Origin of the sequence: Streptococcus sp. 5905 (assembly GCF_013276505.1) — a bacterium.
In the GTDB taxonomy this organism is placed as follows: domain Bacteria; phylum Bacillota; class Bacilli; order Lactobacillales; family Streptococcaceae; genus Streptococcus.
This window is the reverse complement of sequence record NZ_VMLC01000003.1, coordinates 53,988-79,564: the sequence shown is the minus strand read 5'-3', so window position 1 is coordinate 79,564 and position 25,577 is coordinate 53,988. Positions and strand designations below refer to the sequence as shown.

The 25,577-nt window shown below is 43.7% G+C and carries 24 protein-coding genes and 3 pseudogenes; 18 read left to right on the top strand and 9 right to left on the bottom strand.

Annotated elements, in window-relative coordinates; all coding sequences use genetic code 11:
• Positions 1 to 2: 2 nt before the first annotated feature.
• Positions 3 to 395 (top strand): 30S ribosomal protein S9, encoded by a 393-nt coding sequence (rpsI, locus tag HT680_RS05975; protein WP_000075973.1) that lies wholly within the window; start codon positions 3 to 5, stop codon positions 393 to 395.
• Positions 396 to 658: 263 nt separating this feature from the next.
• On the opposite strand, the pseudogene HT680_RS05970 reads toward rpsI, so the two are convergent.
• Positions 659 to 814 (bottom strand): annotated as a pseudogene (locus tag HT680_RS05970) (site-specific integrase); the annotation flags it as partial.
• 147 nt (positions 815 to 961) lie between these two features.
• Between HT680_RS05970 and HT680_RS05965 the strand changes: the two are divergent.
• Positions 962 to 1,477, top strand: coding sequence for a GNAT family N-acetyltransferase (locus HT680_RS05965; protein ID WP_173258991.1), 516 nt, complete (start codon positions 962 to 964; stop codon positions 1,475 to 1,477).
• A 73-nt stretch (positions 1,478 to 1,550) separates the two neighbouring features.
• Here the strand turns inward: HT680_RS05965 and HT680_RS05960 are convergent.
• The 5 genes and pseudogenes from HT680_RS05960 to HT680_RS05945 form a co-directional block, all read right to left on the bottom strand.
• Positions 1,551 to 1,769: pseudogene (locus HT680_RS05960) on the bottom strand (IS3 family transposase); the annotation flags it as partial.
• A 100-nt stretch (positions 1,770 to 1,869) separates the two neighbouring features.
• On the bottom strand, positions 1,870 to 2,409 hold the full coding sequence (locus tag HT680_RS05955) for a DUF3278 domain-containing protein (protein WP_173258988.1): 540 nt from the start codon (positions 2,407 to 2,409) through the stop codon (positions 1,870 to 1,872).
• A 12-nt stretch (positions 2,410 to 2,421) separates the two neighbouring features.
• On the bottom strand, positions 2,422 to 2,763 hold the full coding sequence (locus HT680_RS09185; RefSeq protein ID WP_240146464.1) for a hypothetical protein: 342 nt from the start codon (positions 2,761 to 2,763) through the stop codon (positions 2,422 to 2,424).
• A 10-nt stretch (positions 2,764 to 2,773) separates the two neighbouring features.
• Positions 2,774 to 3,313, bottom strand: coding sequence for a DUF3278 domain-containing protein (locus tag HT680_RS05950; protein ID WP_173258985.1), 540 nt, complete (start codon positions 3,311 to 3,313; stop codon positions 2,774 to 2,776).
• A 16-nt stretch (positions 3,314 to 3,329) separates the two neighbouring features.
• Positions 3,330 to 3,524, bottom strand: coding sequence for a helix-turn-helix transcriptional regulator (locus tag HT680_RS05945; RefSeq protein ID WP_001082470.1), 195 nt, complete (start codon positions 3,522 to 3,524; stop codon positions 3,330 to 3,332).
• 162 nt (positions 3,525 to 3,686) lie between these two features.
• Between HT680_RS05945 and rsmH the strand changes: the two genes are divergently transcribed.
• Genes rsmH through mraY form a run of 4 tightly spaced genes read left to right on the top strand, consistent with a single transcriptional unit; the run spans position 3,687 to position 8,206 of the window.
• Positions 3,687 to 4,637, top strand: coding sequence for a 16S rRNA (cytosine(1402)-N(4))-methyltransferase RsmH (gene rsmH / locus HT680_RS05940; RefSeq protein WP_125395223.1), 951 nt, complete (start codon positions 3,687 to 3,689; stop codon positions 4,635 to 4,637).
• Between the two features lie 10 nt (positions 4,638 to 4,647).
• Positions 4,648 to 4,965, top strand: coding sequence for a cell division protein FtsL (ftsL, locus tag HT680_RS05935; protein ID WP_000840795.1), 318 nt, complete (start codon positions 4,648 to 4,650; stop codon positions 4,963 to 4,965).
• A 3-nt stretch (positions 4,966 to 4,968) separates the two neighbouring features.
• Positions 4,969 to 7,224, top strand: coding sequence for a penicillin-binding protein PBP2X (pbp2X, locus tag HT680_RS05930; protein ID WP_173258983.1), 2,256 nt, complete (start codon positions 4,969 to 4,971; stop codon positions 7,222 to 7,224).
• A gap of 1 nt (position 7,225) precedes the next feature.
• Complete coding sequence (mraY, locus tag HT680_RS05925; RefSeq protein WP_173258980.1) at positions 7,226 to 8,206, top strand: phospho-N-acetylmuramoyl-pentapeptide-transferase; 981 nt, start codon at positions 7,226 to 7,228, stop codon at positions 8,204 to 8,206.
• Positions 8,207 to 8,275: 69 nt separating this feature from the next.
• Here the strand turns inward: mraY and HT680_RS09240 are convergent.
• Both HT680_RS09240 and treR read right to left on the bottom strand, forming a co-directional pair.
• A pseudogene (locus HT680_RS09240) lies at positions 8,276 to 13,400 on the bottom strand (SIALI-17 repeat-containing surface protein).
• A 253-nt stretch (positions 13,401 to 13,653) separates the two neighbouring features.
• Entirely contained in the window at positions 13,654 to 14,367 is a 714-nt protein-coding gene (gene treR / locus HT680_RS05915) for a trehalose operon repressor (protein ID WP_173258978.1), read from the bottom strand.
• A 184-nt stretch (positions 14,368 to 14,551) separates the two neighbouring features.
• On the opposite strand from treR, the gene treP reads away from it, so the two are divergent.
• The 12 genes from treP (at position 14,552) to yidD (ending at position 24,521) form a co-directional block, all read left to right on the top strand.
• Entirely contained in the window at positions 14,552 to 16,519 is a 1,968-nt protein-coding gene (gene treP / locus HT680_RS05910) for a PTS system trehalose-specific EIIBC component (protein WP_173258976.1), read from the top strand.
• A gap of 63 nt (positions 16,520 to 16,582) precedes the next feature.
• Entirely contained in the window at positions 16,583 to 18,208 is a 1,626-nt protein-coding gene (gene treC, locus HT680_RS05905) for an alpha,alpha-phosphotrehalase (RefSeq protein ID WP_173258974.1), read from the top strand.
• Between the two features lie 144 nt (positions 18,209 to 18,352).
• On the top strand, positions 18,353 to 18,598 hold the full coding sequence (locus tag HT680_RS05900) for a YneF family protein (RefSeq protein ID WP_009730641.1): 246 nt from the start codon (positions 18,353 to 18,355) through the stop codon (positions 18,596 to 18,598).
• Between the two features lie 207 nt (positions 18,599 to 18,805).
• Positions 18,806 to 19,600, top strand: coding sequence for a glutamate racemase (gene racE / locus HT680_RS05895; RefSeq protein ID WP_173258972.1), 795 nt, complete (start codon positions 18,806 to 18,808; stop codon positions 19,598 to 19,600).
• Entirely contained in the window at positions 19,597 to 20,568 is a 972-nt protein-coding gene (locus tag HT680_RS05890) for a nucleoside-triphosphate diphosphatase (protein ID WP_173258970.1), read from the top strand. The genes racE and HT680_RS05890 overlap by 4 nt, the downstream gene beginning before the upstream one ends.
• A complete protein-coding gene (locus HT680_RS05885; RefSeq protein WP_173258968.1) occupies positions 20,544 to 21,065 on the top strand; it encodes a metallophosphoesterase in 522 nt (173 codons plus the stop codon). The genes HT680_RS05890 and HT680_RS05885 overlap by 25 nt, the downstream gene beginning before the upstream one ends.
• On the top strand, positions 21,062 to 21,523 hold the full coding sequence (cbpB, locus tag HT680_RS05880; protein ID WP_000560697.1) for a cyclic-di-AMP-binding protein CbpB: 462 nt from the start codon (positions 21,062 to 21,064) through the stop codon (positions 21,521 to 21,523). Before HT680_RS05885 ends, cbpB begins: the two co-directional genes overlap by 4 nt.
• Positions 21,520 to 22,254, top strand: a complete 735-nt coding sequence (gene xerD, locus HT680_RS05875) for a site-specific tyrosine recombinase XerD (protein ID WP_345890221.1) — start codon at positions 21,520 to 21,522, stop codon at positions 22,252 to 22,254. The genes cbpB and xerD overlap by 4 nt, the downstream gene beginning before the upstream one ends.
• Complete coding sequence (locus HT680_RS05870) at positions 22,254 to 22,982, top strand: segregation/condensation protein A (protein ID WP_173258963.1); 729 nt, start codon at positions 22,254 to 22,256, stop codon at positions 22,980 to 22,982. Before xerD ends, HT680_RS05870 begins: the two co-directional genes overlap by 1 nt.
• A gap of 18 nt (positions 22,983 to 23,000) precedes the next feature.
• Positions 23,001 to 23,570: an SMC-Scp complex subunit ScpB gene (scpB, locus tag HT680_RS05865; RefSeq protein ID WP_173258961.1), complete on the top strand. Its 570-nt coding sequence runs from the start codon at positions 23,001 to 23,003 to the stop codon at positions 23,568 to 23,570.
• Positions 23,557 to 24,279, top strand: a complete 723-nt coding sequence (locus tag HT680_RS05860) for a pseudouridine synthase (protein WP_173258959.1) — start codon at positions 23,557 to 23,559, stop codon at positions 24,277 to 24,279. The genes scpB and HT680_RS05860 overlap by 14 nt, the downstream gene beginning before the upstream one ends.
• Positions 24,279 to 24,521, top strand: a complete 243-nt coding sequence (yidD, locus tag HT680_RS05855) for a membrane protein insertion efficiency factor YidD (protein ID WP_173258957.1) — start codon at positions 24,279 to 24,281, stop codon at positions 24,519 to 24,521. The genes HT680_RS05860 and yidD overlap by 1 nt, the downstream gene beginning before the upstream one ends.
• Positions 24,522 to 24,552: 31 nt before the next feature.
• Here the strand turns inward: yidD and HT680_RS05850 are convergent, their stop codons facing one another.
• A complete protein-coding gene (locus tag HT680_RS05850) occupies positions 24,553 to 25,524 on the bottom strand; it encodes a siderophore ABC transporter substrate-binding protein (protein ID WP_173258955.1) in 972 nt (323 codons plus the stop codon).
• Positions 25,525 to 25,577: the final 53 nt, after the last annotated feature.

Here is a 25,577-nt window from a genome sequence, read left to right as displayed (position 1 = left end):
GTATGTCACAAGCACAATATGCAGGTACTGGACGTCGTAAAAACGCTGTTGCACGCGTTCGCCTTGTTCCAGGAACTGGTAAAATCACTGTTAACAAAAAAGATGTTGAAGAGTACATCCCACACGCTGACCTTCGTCTCGTTATCAACCAACCATTCGCGGTTACTTCAACTGTAGGTTCATACGACGTTTTCGTTAACGTTGTAGGTGGTGGATACGCTGGTCAATCAGGAGCTATCCGTCACGGTATCGCTCGTGCCCTTCTTCAAGTAGACCCAGACTTCCGCGATTCATTGAAACGCGCAGGACTTCTTACACGTGACTCACGTAAAGTTGAACGTAAGAAACCAGGTCTTAAGAAAGCTCGTAAAGCATCACAATTTAGTAAACGTTAATTCGAGAGAATTACTATACTTACAAAGAGCACCTTTCGGGGTGTTCTTTTTTATATTTTCATACTAAATTGGTGCAATTGACACAGTTGTTGCGACTTTAGTCGCTTACAAATGTGGCTGCAACCTGACAAAGTCAGTTGCCTCTAAACGTTAATCAATACGATTATATCAACGTTTACAGACATTCAAGAATTTACTCTTGGATGTCTTTTTTGTTTCAAAAAATCAAAGTTCACCCCAAAATTCACCCCATATTCACCCCATCAATTTTTTAAACTACGAAACGCAATATCACCTACAGTCTGATTGACTTTATCTTTGGTATTAACGTAAGTTTTTGTAATTTCTTTATCACTATGAGTAAGAGCTTCTGAAATGGCCTCAAGCGAAACTCCAGCTAGTTTTGCTAGTGTGGCGCCTTGAATATTATGCTTATCCATAGTATTTTGTGTTATAATATAGAAACTATATAGAAAACAAAAGGATTTCTTTAAATTCTTTAAATTTCACTTTGTGTAAACATGAGAAGAATGTTGAATGCAGATAATGACGGGAGATGATTTACAATGATCAGTTTAGAGCTGTTGTCTGAAGAAAATAGTCTAGACGTTTATTCTTTTGAAAAAGAAAATCGGGAGTATTTTGAACGAAATTTACCTCCTAGACCAGCTAACTATTTTGATTTAGAAGGTTTTAAAGAAATTACAAGGGACTTGTTGACGGAACAAACGAATCGTGATGTCTACATGCATCTCATTAGAGATTCGCAAGGTGTTATGGTCGGAAGAATCAATTTAAGTGTCTTAGAGAATGATCGAAATACAGCAGGACTTGGGTATAGGATTGGGGAAAATGTTACTAACTTAGGCTATGCCAGCGAAGCAGTTAAGCTCGTTTTAGACAAGGCATTCACGACTTATGGTTTCAATAGAATCATTGCAGGAACGGCAACGGGTAATCTGGCCTCTCAGAGGGTGAATATAAAAAATGGTTTCACCTTTATTAGTAGGATGATAGAAAATGACTTACACATTCATAATGAGTGGGTTCATACAGCAGTATTTGAGATAACGAGGCCATAATATCATCATTTCTAGTCTACTGACAACTAAACCACCCGCTATTGTACCGCACCCCAAAAGTTAGACAAATAATTTAAGTAAAGGATTTAGTTCTGTATTGCACAAGACTAAGTCCTTTTAGTTTGACTTTAATTCGTTTGTTGTTGTAGTAATTGATGTAATTGACAATCGCCTTTTCAAAATCATAAAACATCTCGGATTCTAAAATGCTAAAGAAAGACTCCATTATGCCATTGTCTGGATTGTTGCCCTTGCGTAATATTGATGATTGAATTCCCTTCTTATCTAAGTAATGTCTTAATAGGGAAACTCCTTATGAAGTATTTTGTGGTAAATGGTGTACTTAATTTGATCATTCAAACCTATAAAACGAAAAATTAGCGAATCTTGGTCTATTTTTTAACGTGTTCCGATAAAAAGGCGTAGGTCATGGTTCCAAAGATGGCACCAATACCCAATCCCAAGACTAGTAAAGGGAGCATTTTATCGAACTGGGAGAGATTGTCCCAAAAGGTATCGAGGGGAAGATGCTGAACAAAGAGTTTGTGAAAGGCTGATAAGACAAACAAGCCAATTGGAATACTGATGAATACACCCCAACTACGAACTTTGATTTGACTTTTGCTGTAGCTTTTGTGATGGATTTCGGACGGGTCATCCTTGTCCAAATGTAAGTTGCGAACTGCTAGTCTCGCCCTAGATGAGAGAACGAAGATAAGTCCAAAATAGAGGTAGGGCATGGCCTCTCGAACCAACTCTATGAAGCGTCCAAATAGGAGATAGAACAAGAAGAGTAGGAGGGAGGAGTAAACGATTTGGATTAAGGCACGGGAACAAGCCCTGTAGATCATCTCTTGGCGGCATTCATCAAAGGGGCCTTGTATGTGAAAGAATAGTTTGAGTAAGCGAGTGGTGAAATTTTCTTTTTTCATGGGAGTAATCTCCTAAATGAGCGATTTTTGATTGACTTCTTTAAAGAGTTGATAGAGAGTATAGACGTAAACCAAACTAAAAATGATACAGATTATTAGAAATACCAGGTATCTCCAATCCATAGGATTTGTTAAAAGTTGTGGAAAGGATACGAGGATAAAACAGAGAGATGCGTTTAGAAGACGTATTTTTTTTGATTGGATTTTCTGGAATCTCTGTCCCTTGTTCAATACAGGAAGGAATAAAAGAAAGATAATCAAGAAAGGATGCTCAATATGTCCAGAAAGTAGGAAAAAGGTAACAAAGATACTGATAAAAACATGACTGATCAGTAATTTAGCTAGTGATTTCATAAGGCGCCTCCTAGTCGTCCTGATCTTCCTTGGCTTTTGCAATGCGATGGGAGATGGCAGTTTGTACTATTAATCCGAAGAAGAAAGTAGCTAGGATAGTTGATACAAAATGCCCTGTATTTAAAAGAGAGCTAAGATAATCCTTGCTATCATCGGTTAGGACATTCAGAAGCGGTATTCCAAAGAACATGCCCATGCCATAGATTAGGCCCGCTTTTAGACCAGGAAAATGTAGCTGTTTGCTTTCTTTTTGACTCAGCATTTCGGGATCAATAGCTGTGATGCCCGTTTTCTTGGTTTGAGAGATCACATAGAGGGCAACTATCATCGAAATGCCGAATACCACAAGAGGATAGCCGATAGCGACAATTTGCGGGTATTTATAGGCAAGAAAGAGCGGGATAAGATTGCCAAATGTCATCAGATAAAAGAGGACAATAAAGACCTGATTCCCGATACGATCGGCCTCGCGCCGTTTGTGTTCGTCAAGGGGACCAGAAATACCGTATATGCGTTTAATGAGTTTTTCAGTGAGAGTTTCTTTTTTCATTTGTTTGCTCCTTTTTTTAAAAATCGTCTTCCCAAAAGAGACTGTTGAGGTCAGTTTGGAGGCTGCGGGCGAGATTGAGACAAAGTTCTAGAGTAGGATTGTACTTGTCATTTTCAATCATGTTGATGGTCTGTCTCGAGACACCGATATCTTTGGCGAGCTCGAGCTGGGAAATGCCCAGTTCCTTGCGGAATTCTTTGACACGATTCATCTGTTCTCCTTTTTGATATGTCGTATATATTTGACTACATTATATTCTTTTGAGGGTGAGGTGTCAAGTATATACGACATTTTTTTAAGAATTTTTTTCGAAGAAACTTAGCTTTGTCTGACAAGTGCAAGCTGGTCAGATTTGTGGTAAAATAGATAAGATATGACAAAAGAATTTCATCATGTAACGGTCTTGCTTCATGAAACGATTGATATGCTTGACGTAAAACCTGACGGTATCTACGTTGATGCGACTTTGGGCGGAGCAGGCCATAGCGAATATTTATTAAGTAAATTGAGCGAAAAAGGGCATCTCTATGCCTTTGACCAGGACCAGAATGCTATTGACAATGCGCAAAAACGGTTGGCACCCTATATCGAAAAGGGGATGGTGACTTTTATCAAGGATAACTTCCGTCATTTGCAGGCACGTTTGCAGGAGGCTGGTGTCCAGGAAATTGATGGAATTTGTTATGACTTGGGAGTGTCCAGTCCTCAGCTGGATCAGCGTGAGCGTGGCTTTTCTTATAAAAAGGATGCGCCACTGGATATGCGGATGAATCAGGAAGCTAGTCTGACAGCCTATGAGGTGGTCAATCATTATGACTATCATGACTTGGTTCGGATCTTTTTCAAGTATGGTGAGGATAAATTCTCTAAACAGATAGCTCGTAAGATTGAGCAAGCGCGTGAGGTGAAACCAATTGAGACAACGACGGAGTTGGCAGAAATTATCAAGTCTGCCAAGCCTGCCAAGGAACTCAAGAAAAAGGGACACCCTGCCAAGCAGATTTTTCAGGCTATCCGAATCGAAGTCAATGATGAGCTGGGTGCGGCAGATGAATCCATCCAGCAGGCCATGGACATGCTGGCTTTGGATGGTAGAATCTCGGTCATTACCTTCCATTCGCTGGAAGACCGTTTGACCAAGCAATTATTCAAAGAAGCTTCAACAGTGGAAGTTCCCAAAGGCTTGCCCTTCATTCCAGATGACCTTAAGCCCAAGATGGAATTGGTATCCCGCAAGCCAATCTTGCCAAGTGCTGAAGAGCTAGAAGCCAACAATCGTTCGCATTCAGCCAAGTTGCGCGTGGCTAAAAAAATTCATAAGTAAGAGGAAAAACATGGCAGAAAGAATCGAAAAAACAAGCCAGTTATTGCAAACGAAGTTTAAAGGTTTTTCACGTGTGGAAAAGGCCTTCTATGTTTCGATTGCCGCAACAATGATTATCCTGGCAATTAGCGTTGTGTTTATGCAGACCAAGCTATTACAAGTTCAGAATGAACTGACCAAGGTCAATGCTCAAATCGAAGAAAAGAAAACCGAGCTAGACGATGCCAAGCAAGAGGTCAATGAATTGATTCGTTCAGAACGTTTGAAAGAAATTGCAAACTCCAAGGATTTGCAGCTGAATAACGAAAATATCCGAGCAGCGGAGTAAGAAATGAAACAGTGGAAAGAAAAAATCATCCGTTATGCCGTTCGTAACCGTAAATCTCCAGAAGAAAACCGCCGAAGAGTAGGGAAAAGTCTGAGTTTATTGGCTGTCATACTCTTCGCTGTCTTTTTGGTTAACTTTGCGGTCATTATCGGAACGGGTAAAAAATTTGGTAAGGACTTGGTTAAAGAGGCTAAAAAGGTTCACCAAACAACCAAGACGATTCCTGCAAAACGGGGAACCATCTACGATCGTAATGGAACACCTATTGCTGAGGATGCGACTTCGTATAATATCTATGCCGTTATTGACAAGACCTACAAGTCAGCAACAGGTAAAATTCTCTATGTAGAGGATTCTCAATTTAATAAGGTAGCTGAAATTTTTCATAAGTATCTGGATATGGAGGAGTCCTATGTCAAAGAACAGCTTTCTCAGCCAGATCTGAAACAGGTATCCTTTGGTACCAAGGGAAATGGGATTACCTATGCCAATATGATGGCTATTAAAAATGACCTCAAAACTGCTGGTGTCGAGGGGATTGACTTTACAACTAGCCCTAACCGTAGTTATCCCAATGGACAGTTTGCTTCTTCCTTTATCGGACTCGCACAACTCCATGAAAATGAGGATGGCACCAAACGCTTAATTGGAACATCAGGGATGGAAAGCTCCTTGAATAATATCCTTGCAGGGACTGATGGAATCATTACTTATGAAAAGGATCCCTTGGGAAATATTGTTCCAGGAACAGAACAAGCCTCGCAACAAACGGTAGATGGAAAGGATGTCTACACGACTATTTCCAGCCCTTTGCAATCCTTTATGGAAACCCAGATGGATCTCTTCCAAGAAAAGGTAAAAGGCAAGTACATGACGGCTACATTGGTTAGCGCTAAGACAGGGGAAATCCTGGCTACAACCCAACGGCCGACCTTTAATGCCGATACCAAGGATGGCATTACAAAAGACTTTGTCTGGCGTGATATCCTTTATCAAAGCAACTATGAGCCAGGATCGACCATGAAGGTGATGATGTTGGCCTCAGCTATTGATAACAACACCTTCCCCGGTGGTGAATACTTTAACAGTAGTGAATTGAAAATAGCTGATGCGACCATTCGTGACTGGGACGTCAATGAAGGATTGACTAGTGGTGGCACTATGACCTTCTCTCAAGGTTTTGCCCACTCAAGTAACATCGGGATGACCTTGCTTGAGCAAAAGATGGGAGATGCAACTTGGCTGGACTATCTCAACCGCTTTAAGTTTGGGGTGCCGACCCGTTTTGGTCTGGCAGATGAGTACACAGGTCAATTGCCTGCGGATAACATTGTCAATATTGCCATGAGTTCATTTGGACAAGGGATCTCTGTCACCCAGACCCAGATGCTTCGTGCCTTTACAGCCATTGCCAACGATGGGGTTATGTTGGAGCCGAAATTTATCAGTGCCCTCTATGATCCAAATGACCAGTCTGTCCGTAAGTCTCAAAAGGAAATTGTCGGAAATCCTGTGTCAAAAGCAGCAGCGTCCTCTACTCGGGATCACATGGTCATGGTCGGAACAGATCCTGTCTATGGTACCATGTACAACCATAGCACAGGAAAAGCAACTGTCAATGTTCCAGGTCAGAATGTCGCCCTGAAATCAGGGACTGCTCAGATTGCCGATGAGAAAAATGGAGGTTACCTGACAGGTGAAACCAACTATATCTTCTCTGTTGTGTCGATGCATCCTGCAGAAAATCCTGACTTTATCCTCTATGTGACGGTGCAACAGCCAGAGCATTATTCAGGTATTCAGCTTGGGGAGTTTGCCAACCCAATCCTTGAGCGAGCTTCTGCCATGAAAGAATCCCTCAATCTTCAGTCAACTGCCAAGAACTTGGATCAGGTTAGCAAGACGACAAGTTATGCTATGCCTGCCACCAAGGACTTTACCCCAGGTGACCTAGCAGAAGAATTGCGTCGTAACCTTGTCCAACCAATCGTTATCGGAACAGGAACCAAGATTAAGGATCTCTCGGTTTCTGAAGGAGATAATTTGGAAGCCAATCAGCAGATCTTGATCCTGTCTGATAAGGTCGAAGAAATGCCTGATATGTATGGCTGGACAGATGAAAATGTGCAAACGTTCGCCAAATGGCTAAATATAGAAGTCGAGTGGGAAGGTAGCGGTAAGACAGTCAAGAAACAAAGTGTCCGTGCCAATACAGCTCTCAAAGACATTAAAAAAATGAAAATAACTTTAGGAGATTAAGATGATTAGTTCCATTAGTGCTGGAATTCTGGCCTTTCTATTGACCTTGATAGGTATTCCAGCCTTTATCCGATTTTATCGAAAAGCACAGATTACGGGACAGCAGATGCATGAGGATGTCAAGCAACACCAAGCTAAAGCTGGGACTCCAACCATGGGAGGTATTGTCTTCCTGATCGTTGCAGTTGTTGTGAGCTTCCTTGTCGCTCTCTTTACACAACAATTGACCAACAATGTTGGCATGATTTTGTTTATCTTGGTTTTGTATGGTTTGGTAGGCTTTTTGGATGATTTTCTCAAGGTCTTTCGTAAGATCAACGAAGGCTTGAATCCTAAGCAAAAACTTGCTCTCCAGCTCCTTGGAGGAGTGATCTTCTACCTCTTTTATGAGCGTGGTGGCGATATGCTTTCAGTTTTTGGCTACCAGATCCATCTAGGTATTTTCTATATTTTCTTTGCCCTTTTCTGGCTAGTTGGTTTTTCCAATGCGGTGAATCTGACTGACGGGATTGACGGCTTAGCAAGTATTTCCGTGGTGATTAGCTTGTCAGCTTACGGTGTGATTGCTTATATGCAAAATCAATTGGATATTCTTCTTGTGATTCTTGTCATGATTGGTGGTTTGCTAGGCTTCTTCGTCTTTAACCACAAACCTGCTAAGGTCTTCATGGGAGATGTGGGTAGTTTGGCTCTTGGTGGGATGCTGGCAGCAATCTCTATGGCCCTCCACCAAGAATGGACTCTTTTGCTGATTGGGATTATCTATGTCTTTGAGACAAGCTCTGTTATGATGCAGGTTACCTACTTCAAACTTAGTGGTGGGAAGCGTATTTTCCGTATGACACCTGTCCACCACCATTTTGAACTTGGAGGATTCTCAGGCAAGGGCAATCCTTGGAGCGAGTGGAAGGTTGACTTCTTCTTTTGGGGAGTTGGACTTCTAGCAAGTCTCTTGACCCTAGCCTTTTTATACCTACTGTAAAAATAACTTTTGATGACAAAATAAAACAGGATGAAGGTGATCTTCATCCTGTTTTTGTGTGCTTAAAGGTTAGTTGGAGTCATCCTTTCTTCCTTTTAACATAAAAATGGCTGTAAGGCCTAGGCTGAGTCCTGCTAAGAAGAGGAGTGGGGTGGACGCTTCTCCTGTCGCTGGAAGTTGTTCTTTAGGAGAATGATTTCCAGCTTTAGCAAGACTCGGACTAGCTGAAAGTTGTTCAGTCTCGTGTGTCAAGGTTTCTGCATCTGAAGTACTTGTTTTTTCCTCTGTGTTATAGCTTGTTCCAGCGGCTTGATAGACGACAGCATAGGTACTGAAATGATTAGTGATGAATTCTACTTTTCCGTCTCGAACGGTGAAATCAAGGGATTGCAACTCCTTGGTCGGAGTGATGTAATAGATATTTTCTACGCTAGCTGAAATAGGCAAGCGAACCAAGACAGCGCCTTTTGGCTGTACGCTATGATCGGTTGGATTTTTAAGTTGTAGGTCGTAAGCATCATAGGTCTTGCCAAAGAGTTCTTGAGCTAGGACGCGTCGGCTAGAAACGTGAGAAACTCCTTCTAAGTCGCTGGCTCCACCGATGATTTCGACCCCTGTCTTTTTATCTTTCAAGGTGCGCAACTGATACTCAGGTCGGGTGAGGGTTGGAGCAGCCTGATCTCCACTAGTTCCGATAGGGTCAGTGTACTCAGGTTTTTCAACTGTAGGCGGCTCTTCTTGACCTGCGGTTCCAATAGGTTGGGTGTATTCAGGTTTTTCAACAGTAGGTGGCTCTTCTTGCCCAGCAGTCCCGATAGGATCAGTGTATTCAGGAATTGTCACTGTAGGCGGTTCCTCTTGTCCTGCAGTCCCGATAGGTTTGGTATATTCTGGAATTTCAACAGTAGGTGGCTCTTCTTGCCCTGCGGTTCCGATAGGCTCGGTATATTCCGGAATTTCAACAGTAGGAGCTGGTTCGTCCCCCTTGCTTGTAGTTGGCTTCTTCTCGTCAACCTTCTTCTCATCTTTTTTAGTAAAGACAGCTACGACAGGACTGCTTGTGGTAGTTCCTTGAATGGCATAAGCTTCAATCGCTTTTCCAGTTTGTCGATCAGTAGCCTCAGGGATTGGGATTTGAACTTGCTTGTCTTGGATTGATAGGATAGTCTGATCTCCACTTGTAACCAGATGTGTTTCATCCACCTTACGCAAAACCAGAGGATCTTTGACACCTGGGAAGGTCACAGCGATGGCTTCCCATTCCCCAGCTGGTAGAGTTAAGGAAATGGTTTTGTCATTTTCCTTAAGAGGCGCGATGCTCGGGCTATCTATACCAACAGCAGGGGCTTTGATGATATCAAAGGAGTCTAGAGAGATTTTCTTGCGACCTTCTGGCGAATCTGGGTCAACTTGTAATGTCAGGGTGTGCGGACCGTCAGTAAGATTTGTAAATTCGCCAATAAAGGCCCTCTTTTCAGTTGCACCTGACGTATAAAAGTCTAGACTTGGCATTTCTTTGCCATCTAATGTAACACGTGCTCGTCCAAGGGCAAGGCTCTTCAAGCCATAAATTCGAATACCTGTCCCTGTAAAGGAAATAGTTGCCTGAGCTTCTGAAGCAGTACTTGGGTCGCTGTTGTTAATATCAGCATATTTTTCCGTACCACCGTAGAGTTCAGGGTCAGACCAGTTCTTAAACTGGGAACCATACTGGATGCGCGAATCACGATCATCCATTTTTTCAATTGAATTGCCTGTTCCTGCTAGGATCTTGAAGTAATCTAATGAAATTTTCGAGCGCTCACTACCACGTCCTTTGTGCTCACGTTTAACACTAAGAGTCAATGTGTGAGGTCCGTCAGATAATCCTGCGAAGCGACCGATGAGACTGCTTTTTTCAGTGGCCCCAGCAGTATGGAAGTCAAGCTCGCCGACCTCTTTGCCATCAATTTTAGCAGTGGCAAGACCTAGTTCAGACGATTTCAGTCCATAGATTTCGATACCAACGCCAGTGAAAGGAATGGTAGCAGTGAGATCTTCGTCTGTGTAGTCTCCTTTTGAAAGGTCAGCAAATTTCTCTGTTCCTCCAAACAATTCTGAGTCTGCCCAGTTTCCAAAGGCAGCTCCGTACTGGATACGGCTATCTCGGTCATCCATCAACTCGCTGTATGTTTCGACAGTGGCCTGCTCAGACACTTGTGTGGCAAGCTCGCCCAGCATAGCCTTGACAGTATAGGTGTAGGCATGTTGAGGATCTAGTGACCGGTCAATAAAGTGGGTTTGATTGGTTACAAATTCTCTGGTCGCAGAGGTTTGGCCAGTTTCGTCTTTCACTTGTCTTTGGATGACATAGTGGGTAGCACCTTCTACTTGGTTGAAGGTAAGTTCGGCAGTGACTCCATTTTGTCGAACTGCTGTCAGACTGGTTACACGACCAAGGAAGTGTTCAAAGGTAATGACGTCACCTTTTTGTGTTGCTAGTTGGATACGATTGTTTTTCAGAATCGTTGCCTTGATTGGTTTGCCATTGACCTTGATCTGACTGGCTTCGATGTTTGGATAGTCTACAACCAGGTCTCCACCGACATTTGAAAGGAAGGACAAGCTTTGCAGGTTTTTCGCTTTCCACTTCATGCTGACTTCAAAGTTTCCACGAGCAACCAAGCCAGAAACTTGACCGTCTTTCCAGGCATCTGGAAGGGCTGGCAGTGGGGCAATATAGCCTGTATGAGATTGGAGGAGCATTTCTGCCATCCCGCTGGTTGCTCCAAAGTTTCCGTCGATTTGGAAAGGCGCGTGGGTATCCCAAAGATTTTCTAGGGTTGAATACTTGAGCTGTTCAGCGAGTAAGCGATGGGCGCGGTTACCGTCCAGTAGACGAGCCCAGAGATTGATTTTATTGGCCTTAGACCAACCAGTCCCACCATCTCCACGGTGATTGAGGGTTGCACGCGCAGCTTCTAGATATTCAGCCTGGTCCTTGCTAAAGAGCGTACCTGGGAAGAGACCAACTAGATGGGAAACGTGACGGTGGTGATTTTCAATCCCTTCATTGGTGAATTGAGGGCTGTCCTCCTCGTACCATTCCTTGATGCGTCCCTCTTTATTGATGTGAAGCGGTTTGAGTTTGTCAAATTTAGCCTTGACCTCTGTGACTAAGTCTTTGTCGACTTTCAGATGGTTGGCGACTTCCATGTAGTCGTGGAATAGCTGCCAGACTAGCGATTGGTCAAAGGTATTTCCGATGGTGATGGTCCCGTGTTCTGGTGAGTAGGATGGAGAAGACACCCAACGGTCACTGGCCTTGTCATAGTGCAAGAAGGAGTTCCAGAACTTAGCGGTCTCCTTGAGCATTGGGTAAATCTTTTCTTTGAGATAGGTCTCATCCTTGGTGAATTTATAATAGTCATAGACGTTCTGCATCATCCAAGCATTAGCAGCTGGAGACCAACCCCAATAGTAATTCCAACCAGGAGTAGTCCAGCCAAATGGTGTCGCCTGGGTGTGGACCAGCCAGCCATTTTCTTGTCCGTCTTTGGATTCGATACCAGCGTATTCCTTGGCGGCGATACGACCATAGTAGCGCATGTCGTCAATGTAATTAATCATTGGCTTGGCTGTTTCAGCAAGGTTGCTCATGTAGGCTGGCCAATAGTTCATTTGCAAATTGACATTGAGGTGGTAGTCAGCGTTCCAAGGTGGATTGTCTACGGCATTCCAGACTCCTTGGAGGTTGGCAGGAAGGGCATCTGTCCGATCACGAGACGAACTGATGAGTAGATATCGGCCGTATTGGAAGAAGAGTTCTTCCAATTTTTGCCCTTTTTCTGGGTTATAGCCTTGAAGGGCCTCTTTTGTCGTTTGAGCAGTCTTATTTCCACCTAGGTTTAGTTTAACGCGGTTAAAGAGACTTTGATAGTCCTTGATATGGGCCTTTTTCAGTGTCTCGTAGTCTTTGGCCTTAGCTGCTTCGACAATCCCTTTAACTGTTTTTTCGAGGTCAATGTCTTTTCGATAGTTGGTTTTTGGATTCTGAGCGAAGTTAGTCTTGGCACTGAGATAGAGGGTTGCATAACTTGCGCCTGTAACGGTTAGTGTCTCGGCCTGAACAGTCACCTTTCCGTCCGTTTTAATTCCTAGGTAGGATGCAAATTGGAGGCCGTTATCTTTGACAGTTCCCTTTAGAAGGATTCCGTTTGCATCTGTAGTGACATGACCATTCTTATAGTTGGAATATTCCCAAGAGTAGTTGCCATTAGCAAGCAAGTCTTCTGTCAAGCTGTTCCAAAGGGTAAAGTCAAGTGTCTTGTTTCCTTTTTTGGTCAAGTGGGTCACAGTGACATCATCAGGATAACTAGAGAAGGTTTCGCGTCTGAAGGTCGTCCCATCTTGGGTGTAAGAAGTGGTCGTAGTGGCTTCTGTGATGTCCAAACCACGATGATAATCAGTTACAGTATCTAGACCCTTTTTCTGGTTATTGAAGACCATAAAGATATCTCCAAAGGCTAGGTAACGTCCATACTGGGCGTTGTTTGGTCCAACTAGATTTTGTTCAGCTAGTTGTTTTGCTTTTTGGCGGTCACCAGCTTCGAGGGCTTTACGAATCTCAGCCAAGACCTTGTAGCGCTCCTTGTAGTTTCCTCCGTTATAGTCGGTGCTATCGGGTTGTGGTCCTCCTGACCAGAGGGTCTTTTCGTTGTACTGGATTCTCTCTTCCCCAATGAGTCCGAAAACCTTGGCTCCCATTTCTCCGTTTCCGACAGGAAGGGCTTGTTTTTCCCATCCATCATAGGAGGGAGCTGTTGGTTGATCGTAGTTGAGTTGATAGTTTTCTTGCTTTGTCACCGGCTGATCTGCTTTTTCAGGTTCCTTATTTTCTTTAGCTTCTACAATGGCTTCTTCACTAGCTTGACTATTTGTCGTCTGAGTCTCGTTAGCTGGCTTGCTTTCGGGAACTACGGGATTCTCGGCTAGAGACGGATTTGTAGTTTCAGTAGCTTCATCTGCTTTGGGTTCACTATCAGGCTTAGTGATAGTTTCGACAGAGCTTGGTTCAGTTTGCTTGACCTCAAACACTGTCTGCAGCTACAGTGTGGTTGACTAGAAAAATAGCTCCCAGTAAAACAGAAGCAGTCCCAACCGTCAGCTTGCGGATGCTATAGCGACAGGATTTCTCCCAAAAGTGTTTTTTCATAAAACCCTCCTTTGTTTATCCGAAATCGCTTACATTACATGAAGCAGTTTCGTTTATTTTGTTTCTATTTATCTCCTCACCTCCCATTCTAATGGTCGTTTAGCATTTGTCAAGAGCTTTTTAATAAGATACATATTTGCTGTTGTTTTTTCTTAAAATAGTAGAATAAGTAGCAAGCAGCTCCTCTTTTCCAACTATCAACTAGATCGTTTACTACTAAAAAACAGTTGAGAGTATCCCCAACTGTAAGTGTTTATTTCGGATGTCTTTTGGCAAAGTCAACAAAGTGAAATTTTTCTAATTTATGGCGACTTTCGGTGAACTGAAATTGGCGCCCGTCTTGGAGATAGACTTTTGACTTGATGGAAACGACATAAGGGTCTTTGCCAATGTCCATGAGAATCTTGTCTCGGTTACTCGTGTGATCGATAGTGATTTCCTTCTGAGCATAATCAATAAGAAGTTTGAGGTCGTCTTCTATATACGAGTAGATAGATTGCTCAGCAATTTGCCGAGTGAGATTTGGGATTAGTTCCATATCCAGATAGTCCGTATCCAGAACCGATACCAGGTCATCCACCACACGCTGGCGGACTACCTTCCACACCATCCGAAACTCTGGAAAGCCGGTTATCAGTGAGGATTTTTTATCGATAATGATCTTGTCCAGACTGACGACATTGGTTTTCGAGCGAAGTCCAAGTTCCTGGACCAGTTCTTGGTAGCTGGTTAGGTTAGAGACAGGGAAATTGACCGTTTCTTCTTTGACGACTTGAGAACCTTGTCCCCTTATCTTTTTGATTAATCCTTTCTCTTGGAGTAGGGACAGAGCTTTTCGGACGGTGTCACGGCTCACATGATACTGCTTCATGAGTTCGTGCTCGCTAGGAAGAAAATCTCCGATAGCGTAAGTCTCGTTTTGAATGGTTTCTTGGATTTGCTTAAATAGTTGTTGGTATTTCTTCATTTTACTTTCTTAAATGGGTTTTTAGTCTAGTTTGACGGACAGCTGTATCTATTTTACCATACAAGTGCCAAAAAAATTACAAAAAAATCCTCTTTTCTCACCAAACAAGTTGCCTACAAGTTTGGTATCGTTTACAATAGAGCTATCAAGTCAAGCTTGCTTTGACAAGTATAAGGAGAATCAAATGGGAAAATTTGAACAAGAAGCCAAGGATCTGCTTCAGGCAATCGGAGGCAAAGAAAATGTTACTGCCGTAACCCACTGTGCGACACGGATGCGCTTTGTTCTCGGAGACGAAAAGAAGGCAAATGTTAAGGCCATCGAGTCGATTCCAGCTGTCAAAGGGACCTTTACCAATGCGGGTCAATTTCAGGTAATCATTGGAAATGACGTGCCAATCTTTTATAATGATTTTACAGCTGTTTCAGGCATTGAGGGTGTTTCCAAAGAAGCAGCCAAGTCGGCAGCTAAGAGCAATCAAAACGTGGTCCAACGTGTCATGACCACTCTGGCGGAAATCTTTACTCCGATTATTCCAGCCTTGATTGTCGGAGGCTTGATCCTCGGTTTCCGTAATGTCTTGGAAGGTGTTCATTGGTCGATGTTGGATGGCAAGACCATCACAGAATCCTATCAGTTTTGGGCAGGGGTTAATCACTTCCTCTGGTTGCCTGGTGAAGCTATCTTCCAGTTCTTACCAGTAGGGATTACCTGGTCTGTTTCTCGTAAGATGGGAACCAGTCAAATTTTGGGAATTGTACTCGGGATCTGTTTGGTTTCACCTCAGTTGCTCAATGCCTATGCAGTTGCTTCTACTTCAACAGAAGAAATTGCAGCCAACTGGGTCTGGAATTTTGGATACTTTACTGTTAATCGTATCGGTTACCAGGCTCAAGTTATCCCAGCCTTGCTTGCAGGTTTGAGTCTGTCTTATCTTGAAATTTTGTGGCGCAAGCATATCCCAGAAGTCATTTCCATGATTTTTGTGCCTTTCTTGTCATTGATTCCAGCTTTGATTTTGGCTCACACTGTTTTGGGACCAATCGGTTGGACAATCGGGCAAGGACTTTCAACAGTTGTGTTGGCAGGATTAACTGGTCCTGTTAAGTGGCTCTTTGGTGCGATTTTTGGTGCCCTCTACGCTCCATTTGTCATCACAGGTCTTCACCACATGACCAATGCCATCGACACACAATTGATTGCGGATGCTGGTGGAACTGCCCTCTGGCCAATGATTGCTCTTTCAAACATTGCCCAAGGTTCAGCCGTATTTGCCTATTATTTCATGCACCGCCATGATGAGCGTGAGGCTCAGATTTCACTTCCTGCAACCATTTCAGCCTATCTCGGTGTTACAGAACCAGCCCTCTTTGGTGTCAATGTCAAATACATCTATCCATTTGTAGCTGGGATGATCGGTTCGGCCCTTGCCGGCATGTTGTCCGTTACTTTCAATGTAACCGCGGCTTCTATCGGTATCGGAGGTTTGCCAGGTATTCTCTCTATTCAACCTCAATACATGCTGCCATTTGCGGGAACTATGTTAGTTGCTATTGTTGTACCAATGCTCTTGACTTTCTTCTTCCGTAAGGCAGGCTTCTTTACAAAAACAGAGGACGATACAGCCTTACAGGCAGAATTCGTTGCCCAAGAAGAAGCGGAATTTGTCAGTCATGAACCATTAACCCTTGCTCCGGTAGAAATTGTCAGCCCTCTTGCTGGTCAAGTAAAAGAATTGAGTCAAGCGACAGATCCTGTTTTTGCATCAGGCGTCATGGGACAAGGTCTAGTCATTGAACCAAGCCAAGGTGAGTTGACTTCTCCAGTCAATGGGACAGTGACGGTCCTTTTCCCTACCAAGCATGCCATTGGTATTGTCTCTGATGAGGGGGTGGAATTGCTCATTCACATCGGTATGGATACAGTAGGTCTTGATGGCAAAGGTTTTGAAAGTCTTGTAGCCCAAGGAGACCACGTCACAGTTGGCCAGAAATTGATTCGTTTTGATATAGATGCTATTAAGGCTGCGGGTCTCGTGACAGAAACTCCAGTTATCATCACTAACCAAGATGCTTATACAGCGACCATCACTGGAACTTATCCGACAACTATCCAAGCTGGGGAAGCTCTCATGGTCGCTACACGAATCTAATCGAAATAGCCCAAACAGGGAAGGAACATCAGTCCCTCCCTTTTATCAGAAAAGGAGAAACAGATGGCACTTGATAAAAGAAAAGTAGTCTATCAAATCTATCCAAAATCATATAAAGACACCACTGGAAATGGTATTGGGGATTTCCGTGGGATTATCGAAAAGATCCCCTATCTAGCCAAACTGGGCGTGGATATGGTCTGGCTCAATCCGTTCTATCCAAGCCCCCAACGGGATAATGGTTACGATATTTCAGATTATATGGCAGTGGATCCTCTATTTGGTGATATGGCTGATTTTGAGGAGATGGTGCGTATAGGCAAGGAGCACAAGATTGACTTTATGCTGGACATGGTGCTCAATCATTGTTCGACAGAACACGAATGGTTTCAGAAAGCCCTAGCTGGCGACCAGTACTACCAAGACTTTTTCTTCATCCAAGAGCAACCTACAGACTGGCAGTCTAAGTTTGGTGGCTCTGCCTGGGCACCTTTCGGAGATTCAGGGGAATATTATCTCCACCTCTTTGATGAGACCCAGGCTGACCTTAATTGGCGCAATCCCAATGTCCGCAAGGAACTTTTCAAGGTTGTTAATTTCTGGCGAGACAAGGGAGTCAAAGGTTTTCGATTTGATGTGATCAATTTGATTGGCAAGGACGAGGTCTTAGTGGATTGCCCTGAAAATGAAGGAAAGCCAGCTTACACAGACAAGCCCATCGTTCATGACTATTTGCGCATGATGAACCAAGCCACTTTTGGATCCGACGGTAGCTTTATGACAGTTGGGGAAATGTCCTCAACCACCATGGAAAACTGTGTCCTCTATTCGTCGCCTGACCGTCAGGAATTATCCATGACCTTTAATTTCCATCATCTCAAGGTAGATTACAAGGATGGGCAAAAGTGGACCTTAGCACCCTTTGACTTTGAAGAGTTGAAAAGTCTTTATCATAGCTGGGGCAAGGAGATGAGTGACAAAAACGGCTGGAGCGCTCTTTTCTGGAACAATCACGACCAACCACGAGCTTTGAATCGTTTTGTCGATATTCAACATTTCCGCAATGAAGGGGCGACTATGCTGGCTGCCAGCATTCACCTGTCACGTGGGACACCTTATATCTATATGGGTGAGGAAATTGGAATGGTTGACCCAGACTATGATTCCATGGCTGATTATGTGGATGTAGAGTCGCTTAATGCTTACCAGATGCTCTTAAAAGAAGGGAAAAGTGAGCAAGAAGCCTTCCAGATTATTCAGGCTAAGTCACGTGATAATTCACGCATTCCCATGCAGTGGGATGCTTCAGAAAATGCTGGTTTTACAAGAGGAACTCCTTGGTTGAAGGCAGGAAAATCCTACCCTCACATCAACGTAGAAAATGAAATCCAAGGCCCAATTTTCACCTTCTACCAAAACTTGATTCGACTTCGTAAGGAAATGCCGATCATCTCAGAAGGAAGTTACAAACCAGCCTTTGAAGATAGCAAGCAAGTCTATGCTTATGAACGCCAGTATGAGGATGAAAAGTTACTGGTCCTCAATAACTTTTATGCCACAGAAGTAGAAATTGAGCTACCAGCAGTCTACCAAAATGGACAGATTTTGCTTTCTAACTATGAAGCTACAGAAGTGGCTGAGAAAATTCTTCTCAAACCTTATCAAACACTGGCTATTTATGTAAAATAAACGCAGCAAGGAGCTCTCTTTCATCGAAATGAGGAGCTCCTTTTTTGTCGCCTATTGCCCTTCTTGAAAGCGTAAAACAAACTAGTCAGGAAAGTCACTTTATGGTATAATATAGAAGACTCAAAAAGAAACAGGAGAAAGATTATGGATCTTATTTTAGCAATTATCTTGATTGTGCTAGCTTTTCTAGGAGGAGCTCTTGGAGGTATGTATTTGGTTCGTAAGCAAATCGAAAAAGAATTTGCAGACAACCCACGTTTGAACGCTGAGGCAGTTCGTGCTCTCTTGAGCGCAAATGGTCAAAAACCAAGCGAAGCCAAGGTACAACAAGTTTACCACCAAATCATCCGTCAACAAAAAGCAGCCCTTGCTAACAATAAAAAGAAATAAATAGGAAAAGTCTGGGATGAAAGTTCCAGACTTCTCACTATGTTCGATAGTTGTCAAGGATGAGACTTTTTCCTTGCATTCTATTGATATTTGATTATGATTAAGAGAGAGGCAGTTGACATTTTATCGAGCTGTCGGTCAGTTCGTTCAGGACAAGGAATCATGATGAACTATCAATCAGAAAAAGAAGACTAGAAAGAAGACTGTATGGATAATCGACCAATTGGTTTTTTGGATTCGGGTGTCGGGGGCTTGACTGTTGTTCGTGAGCTCATGCGCCAGCTCCCCCATGAAGAAATCGTCTATATTGGAGATTCGGCTCGGGCGCCCTACGGCCCTCGTCCTGCTGAGCAAATTCGTGAATATACTTGGCAGTTGGTCAACTTTCTCTTGACCAAGGATGTCAAAATGATTGTCATTGCTTGTAATACTGCGACTGCGGTCGTCTGGGAAGAAATCAAGGCTAAACTAGATATTCCTGTCCTAGGTGTGATTTTGCCAGGAGCTTCGGCAGCTATCAAGTCCAGTCAAGGTGGGAAAATCGGAGTGATTGGAACCCCTATGACGGTACAATCAGACATCTACCGTCAGAAAATCCATGATTTGGATCCAGACTTACAGGTGGAAAGTTTGGCTTGTCCCAAGTTTGCCCCCTTGGTGGAGTCTGGGGCCCTGTCAACCAGTGTAACCAAGAAAGTCGTCTATGAAACCCTGCGTCCCTTGGTTGGCAAGGTGGATAGCCTGATTTTGGGCTGTACCCATTACCCACTCCTTCGCCCTATTATCCAGAATGTCATGGGACCAAAGGTTCAGCTCATCGATAGTGGGGCAGAGTGTGTACGGGATATCTCGGTTTTGCTTAACTACTTCGAAATCAATCGTAGCCGAGACGCTCACCCGCTTCAGCACCGATTTTACACTACAGCTAGCAGCCAAAGTTTTGCTCAAATAGGAGCAGAATGGCTGGAAAAAGAGATTCATGTGGAGCATGTAACATTATGACAAATAAAATTTATGAATACAAGGATGATCAGGACTGGTATGTCGGTGTCTGGGATGTCTATGGAGGCATCTACAGCCTCATCAAAGATCCGCTTGAGCTCGATTTTATGGATTTGGCTCGGATTTTTCGTGATGAGGAAAATGGCTTTCCGATTACGATAACAGTGATGCGCTGGTCTTCTAACTTCCGTCTGCTCTCTTTTATCGTTGAGATTTTAAATGCCGAAGCGGGACGCAGTTTGGAAGTCATCCAACGTCAGGGAGCCCTGCTCCTGGTTGAAAATGGGCAACTCCTGCATGTAGAATTACCTAAAGAAGGGGTCAATGTTCAAGACTTCTTTGAAACTAGTAAGGTTAGAGAAACCTTGTTGATTGCGACTCGAAACGAAGGCAAGACCAAGGAATTCCGAGCTATCTTTGACAAACTAGGCTATGATGTGGAAAATCTCAATGATCACCCTGACCTGCCTGAAGTAGCTGAAACAGGCATGACCTTTGAAGAAAATGCTAGACTTAAGGCAGAAACTATTTCCCAATTAACAGGCAAGATGGTTCTAGCAGATGACTCAGGCCTCAAAGTCGATGTCCTTGGTGGTTTGCCAGGTGTCTGGTCAGCCCGTTTCGCAGGTGTGGGAGCGACTGACCGTGAAAATAATGCCAAGCTTTTGCACGAATTGGCCATGGTCTTTGACCTCAAGGACCGTTCGGCACAATTCCACACAACCCTAGTTGTAGCCAGTCCAGGTAAGGAAAGTTTGGTGGTCGAAGCTGACTGGCCAGGCTATATTAATTTTGAACCTAAGGGGGAGAATGGCTTTGGCTATGACCCGCTCTTTCTGGTAGGAGAGACAGGTAAATCCTCAGCAGAACTAACCCTCGAAGAAAAAAATAGCCAATCTCACCGCGCCTTAGCCGTTAAGAAACTTTTGGAGGTATTTCCATCATGGCAAAGCAAACCATCATTGTAATGAGTGATTCCCATGGCGATAGCTTGATTGTGGAAGAAATTCGCGATCGCTATCTGGGGAAAGTCGATGCCATTTTTCACGATGGTGACTCAGAACTCCATCCCGATTCTCCACTTTGGGAGGGTATCCATGTCGTCAAAGGCAACATGGACTTTTATGCTGGTTACCCAGAACGTTTGGTGACCCAACTTGGCCCGACCAAGATCATCCAGACTCACGGACACTTATTTGATATCAATTTCAACTTTCAAAAGTTGGACTACTGGGCTCAGGAAGAAGATGCCGATATCTGTCTCTATGGTCACTTGCATGTGCCAAATGCTTGGATGGAAGGAAAGACGCTCTTTCTCAATCCAGGTTCCATCAGCCAACCACGAGGCACTATTAGAGAATGTCTCTATGCCCGTGTGGAGATTGATGACAGCTATTTCAAAGTAGACTTTTTGACACGTGATCATGAGATTTATCCATCCTTATCCAAGGAGTTTGCTCGATGATTGCCAAAGAATTTGAAGCATTTTTACTAGAGCAGGAAGAGACTTTTCTTACCCCTGCTGAGAATCTAGCAGCCTTGATTGATACCCACAATGCCGACCATGCGATTTTGGTGTTGAGCCAAATCACCTATACCCGTATCCCTGTTGTGACCTTTGACAAACGCTTTGTCGGAACCATTGGTCTGAGAGATATTTTGGCATATCAAATGGAGCAAGGTTTGACAGATGAGCAGATGGCGACGACAGACATCGTCAATATGACCAAGACGGATGTAGCAGTCGTTGCTCCAGACTATAATATCACTGAAGTCCTCCATAAACTGGTAGATGAACCCTTCTTGCCAGTCGTAGATGGTGAAGGAATTTTCCAAGGAATCATCACGCGCAAGTCCATCCTCAAGGCAGTTAATGCCCTCTTGCATGACTTTAGTAAGGAATATGAGATTCGATGCAAATGAGAGATAGCATTTCAGCCTTTTTAGAGAAAAAGCAGGGCTTATCTGCCAATTCAAAGCAGTCTTATAAGTATGATCTGGAGCAATTTTTAGATATGGTAGGTGAGCGGGTCTCTGAGACTAGTCTCAAGATTTATCAAGCCCAGCTAGCCAATCTAAAAATGAGCGCCCAGAAACGGAAACTTTCGGCCTGTAACCAATTCCTCTACTTTCTCTATCAAAAGGGAGAGGTGGACAGTTTTTACCGCTTGGAATTAGCCAAACAAGCTGAAAAGAAGACCGAAAAGCCAGAACGGTTAGACCTAGATTCTTTTTGGCAGGAAAGTGATTATCCAGAGGGGCGCTTGCTGGCGCTCTTAATCCTAGAAATGGGACTCTTGCCAAGCGAGATTTTAGCTCTCAAGGTTGCGGATATCAATCTAGATTTTCAAGTGCTGCGAATCAACAAGGCTTCCCAACAGAGGATTGTTACCATTCCCACGACCTTGATCCCAGAGCTGGAATCCTTGATGGGGCAGACCTATCTCTTTGAAAGGGGAGGAAAAGTCTATTCTCGTCAGTGGGCCTTTCGTCAGCTGGAGTCCTTTGTCAAGGAGAAAGGTTTTCCAGCCTTATCAGCTCAAGCCTTGCGGGAACAGTTCATTCTAAGACAAATAGAAAACAAGGTCGATTTGTACGAAATAGCAAAAAAATTAGGATTAAAAACTGTCCTGACCTTAGAAAAATATAGATAATGGATATTAAATTAAAAGATTTTGAAGGGCCACTGGACTTGCTCTTGCACTTGGTTTCCAAGTATCAGATGGATATTTACGATGTGCCTATCACAGAAGTCATCGAACAGTATCTAGCCTATGTCTCAACCCTGCAGGCTATGCGTCTGGAAGTGACTGGTGAGTATATGGTCATGGCCAGTCAGTTGATGCTGATCAAGAGTCGGAAACTTCTTCCCAAGGTGGCAGAAGTGACAGATTTGGAGGAAGACCTGGAGCAGGATCTCCTCTCCCAAATCGAAGAATACCGTAAGTTCAAGCTTTTGGGTGAGCACTTGGAGGCTAAGCACCAAGATCGGGCCCAGTACTATTCCAAAGCGCCGACAGAGTTGATTTACGAGGATGCGGAGCTTGTACATGATAGGACGACCATTGACCTCTTTTTGGCTTTTTCAAATATCCTAGCCAAGAAAAAAGAGGAATTCGCTCAGAACCACACGACCATCTTGCGGGATGAGTATAAGATTGAGGACATGATGTCCATCGTAAAAGAGTCCTTGTCTGGACGAGACCAGTTGCGCTTGCAGGATTTGTTCAAGGAAGCCCAGAATGTCCAAGAGGTTATTACCCTCTTTTTGGCAACCCTAGAGTTAATCAAAACCCAAGAACTGATCCTCGTACAAGAGGAGAGTTTCGGAGATATCTATCTCATGGAAAAGAAGGAAGAAAGTCAAGAGGCACAAAGCTAGACTTGATAGAGAGGAAAGATGAGTACTTTAGCAGAAATAGAAGCGCTCTTGTTTGTAGCGGGTGAAGATGGGATTCGGGTCCGTCAGTTGGCTGAACTCCTGTCGCTTCCCCCGACAGGCATCCAGCAGAGTTTAGAAAAATTAGCCCAAAAGTATGAAAAAGACCAAGAGTCGAGTTTGTCCCTGATTGAGACAGGGGGTGCTTACAGATTGGTGACCAAACCTCAATTTGCAGCGATTTTGAAGGAATACTCCAAGGCCCCTATCAACCAGAGTCTGTCTCGGGCAGCCCTTGAGACCTTGTCTATCATTGCCTACAAGCAGCCCATTACTCGGATAGAGATTGATGCTATCCGTGGAGTCAACTCGAGTGGGGCCTTGGCAAAGTTGCAGGCCTTTGACCTGATACGAGAAGACGGGAAAAAAGAAGTGTTGGGTCGCCCCAACCTCTATGTGACTACGGAATATTTCCTAGATTACATGGGAATAAACCATTTGGAAGAATTGCCAGTGATTGATGAGCTTGAGATTCAAGCCCAAGAAAGCCAATTATTTGGTGAAAGGATAGAAGAAGATGAGAATCAATAAATATATTGCCCACGCAGGTGTGGCCAGTAGGAGAAAAGCAGAAGAGCTGATCAAGCAAGGCTTGGTGACCGTCAACGGCCAAGTGGTACGTGAACTAGCAACGACCATCAAGTCAGGCGACAAGGTCGAAGTAGAAGGCCAGCCCATCTATAACGAAGAAAAGGTCTACTATCTGCTTAACAAACCACGTGGAGTGATTTCCAGTGTGACAGATGACAAGGGCCGCAAGACTGTTGTCGACCTCTTGCCCAATGTTAAAGAGCGCATTTACCCTGTGGGACGTTTGGACTGGGATACGTCAGGGGTCTTGATTTTGACCAATGATGGGGATTTTACGGATGAAATGATTCACCCGCGTAATGAGATTGATAAGGTCTATGTCGCGCGTGTTAAAGGTGTGGCCAATAAGGACAATCTTCGTCCCTTGACCCGCGGTCTTGAGATTGATGGCAAGAAAACCAAGCCTGCTATCTATGAGATTCTCAAAGTGGATCCAGTCAAAAATCGTTCAGTAGTGCAGTTGACCATCCATGAAGGACGCAACCATCAGGTTAAAAAGATGTTTGAAGCTGTCGGTCTCCAAGTGGACAAGTTGTCTCGGACCCGTTTTGGACACCTAGACTTGACAGGACTCCGTCCGGGAGAATCCCGTCGTCTTAATAAAAAAGAAATCAGCCAACTGCATACCATGGCTGTAACCAAGAAATAATGAAACGAATCTTAATAGCGCCAGTACGCTTTTACCAACGTTTTATCTCGCCAGCCTTTCCACCCTCTTGTCGTTTTGAGCCCACTTGTTCAAACTACATGATCCAGGCTATTGAAAAACATGGCTTCAAGGGTGTCTTGATGGGCTTGGCTCGGATTTTGCGTTGCCACCCTTGGTCGAAAATAGGCAAGGATCCCGTGCCAGACAACTTTTCCCTCAAACGAAATCAAGAAGAAAAATAACCCAACATCAGGCGATGTTGGGTTTTCTTACTTATTTCAAAGCCTTTTGAGCGTCTTCGATCATGAGTTTGGTTGATTCAAGACCGCCACCGCTTAGATACCAGAGGTCTGGTGTTAGTTGGATGATCTTACCGTTTTTAGCGGCAGGAGTTTCAGCGATGAGGGCATTTTCTAGGACACCGTCGTTGCTAGAGTTGTCACCACCGATGGCAAGGGTACGGTTGATGACAAAGAGGATATCAGGATTGATTTCTTTGACACTTTCAAAGCTGACTTCTTGTCCGTGGCGAGAGTCTTCAAATTTTGTATCAGTTGGCTTGAATTTCAAGGTTTGATACAAGAAAGAGAAGCGAGATTGGGCACCAAAGGCAGCCATTTTTCCTTCATTGAGGAGGATAGCAAGGGCTTTTTTGTCAGAACTTTCATTTTTAGTAGCGACTTCTTGGATGCTCTTGTCTAGGTTGGCCAATTCTTCCTTGGCTTTCTGTGTACCAGTTTCACCAAAGGCGGCAGCTAGTGATTGGATGTTGGTTTTAGTTGAAGTCCAGTAGTCTTCTTTTCCAGCTTCAAAGAGGACAGTTGGAGCAATTTCTTTGAACTTGTCTACGAATTTTTGGGTACGTGGTGAAGCAATGATCAAATCTGGTTCAAGGGCTGCAATGGCTTCTAGGTCTGGCTCAACCATAGAACCAACATTTTTTACTTTCTCAGCTAGGTCTTTGAGATAGGTTGGAACAGTTTTTGTAGGCATTCCGACGATATTTTTCTCAAATCCAATAGCTCGGATAGTATCCGCAGCACCGAGGTCGAAGACAACGATTTTCTCTGGAACTTTTGAAAGTTTGACTTCGTCCAGTGAACTTTTAATGGTTACTTCTGTTGGAACAGAACTGCTTGTCTCCGTCTGGCTGGTGCTTGAGTTTGTGTTTGTACTACATGCGCCAAGTAGGAGCAAGAAGATGGCCGCTAGGGCAGTGAGATAAAGTTTAAGGGATGTTTTCATGATTTCTCCTTTTTAAAATGTGATAACGATCTAGTGAGTCTCTTATATAGGCT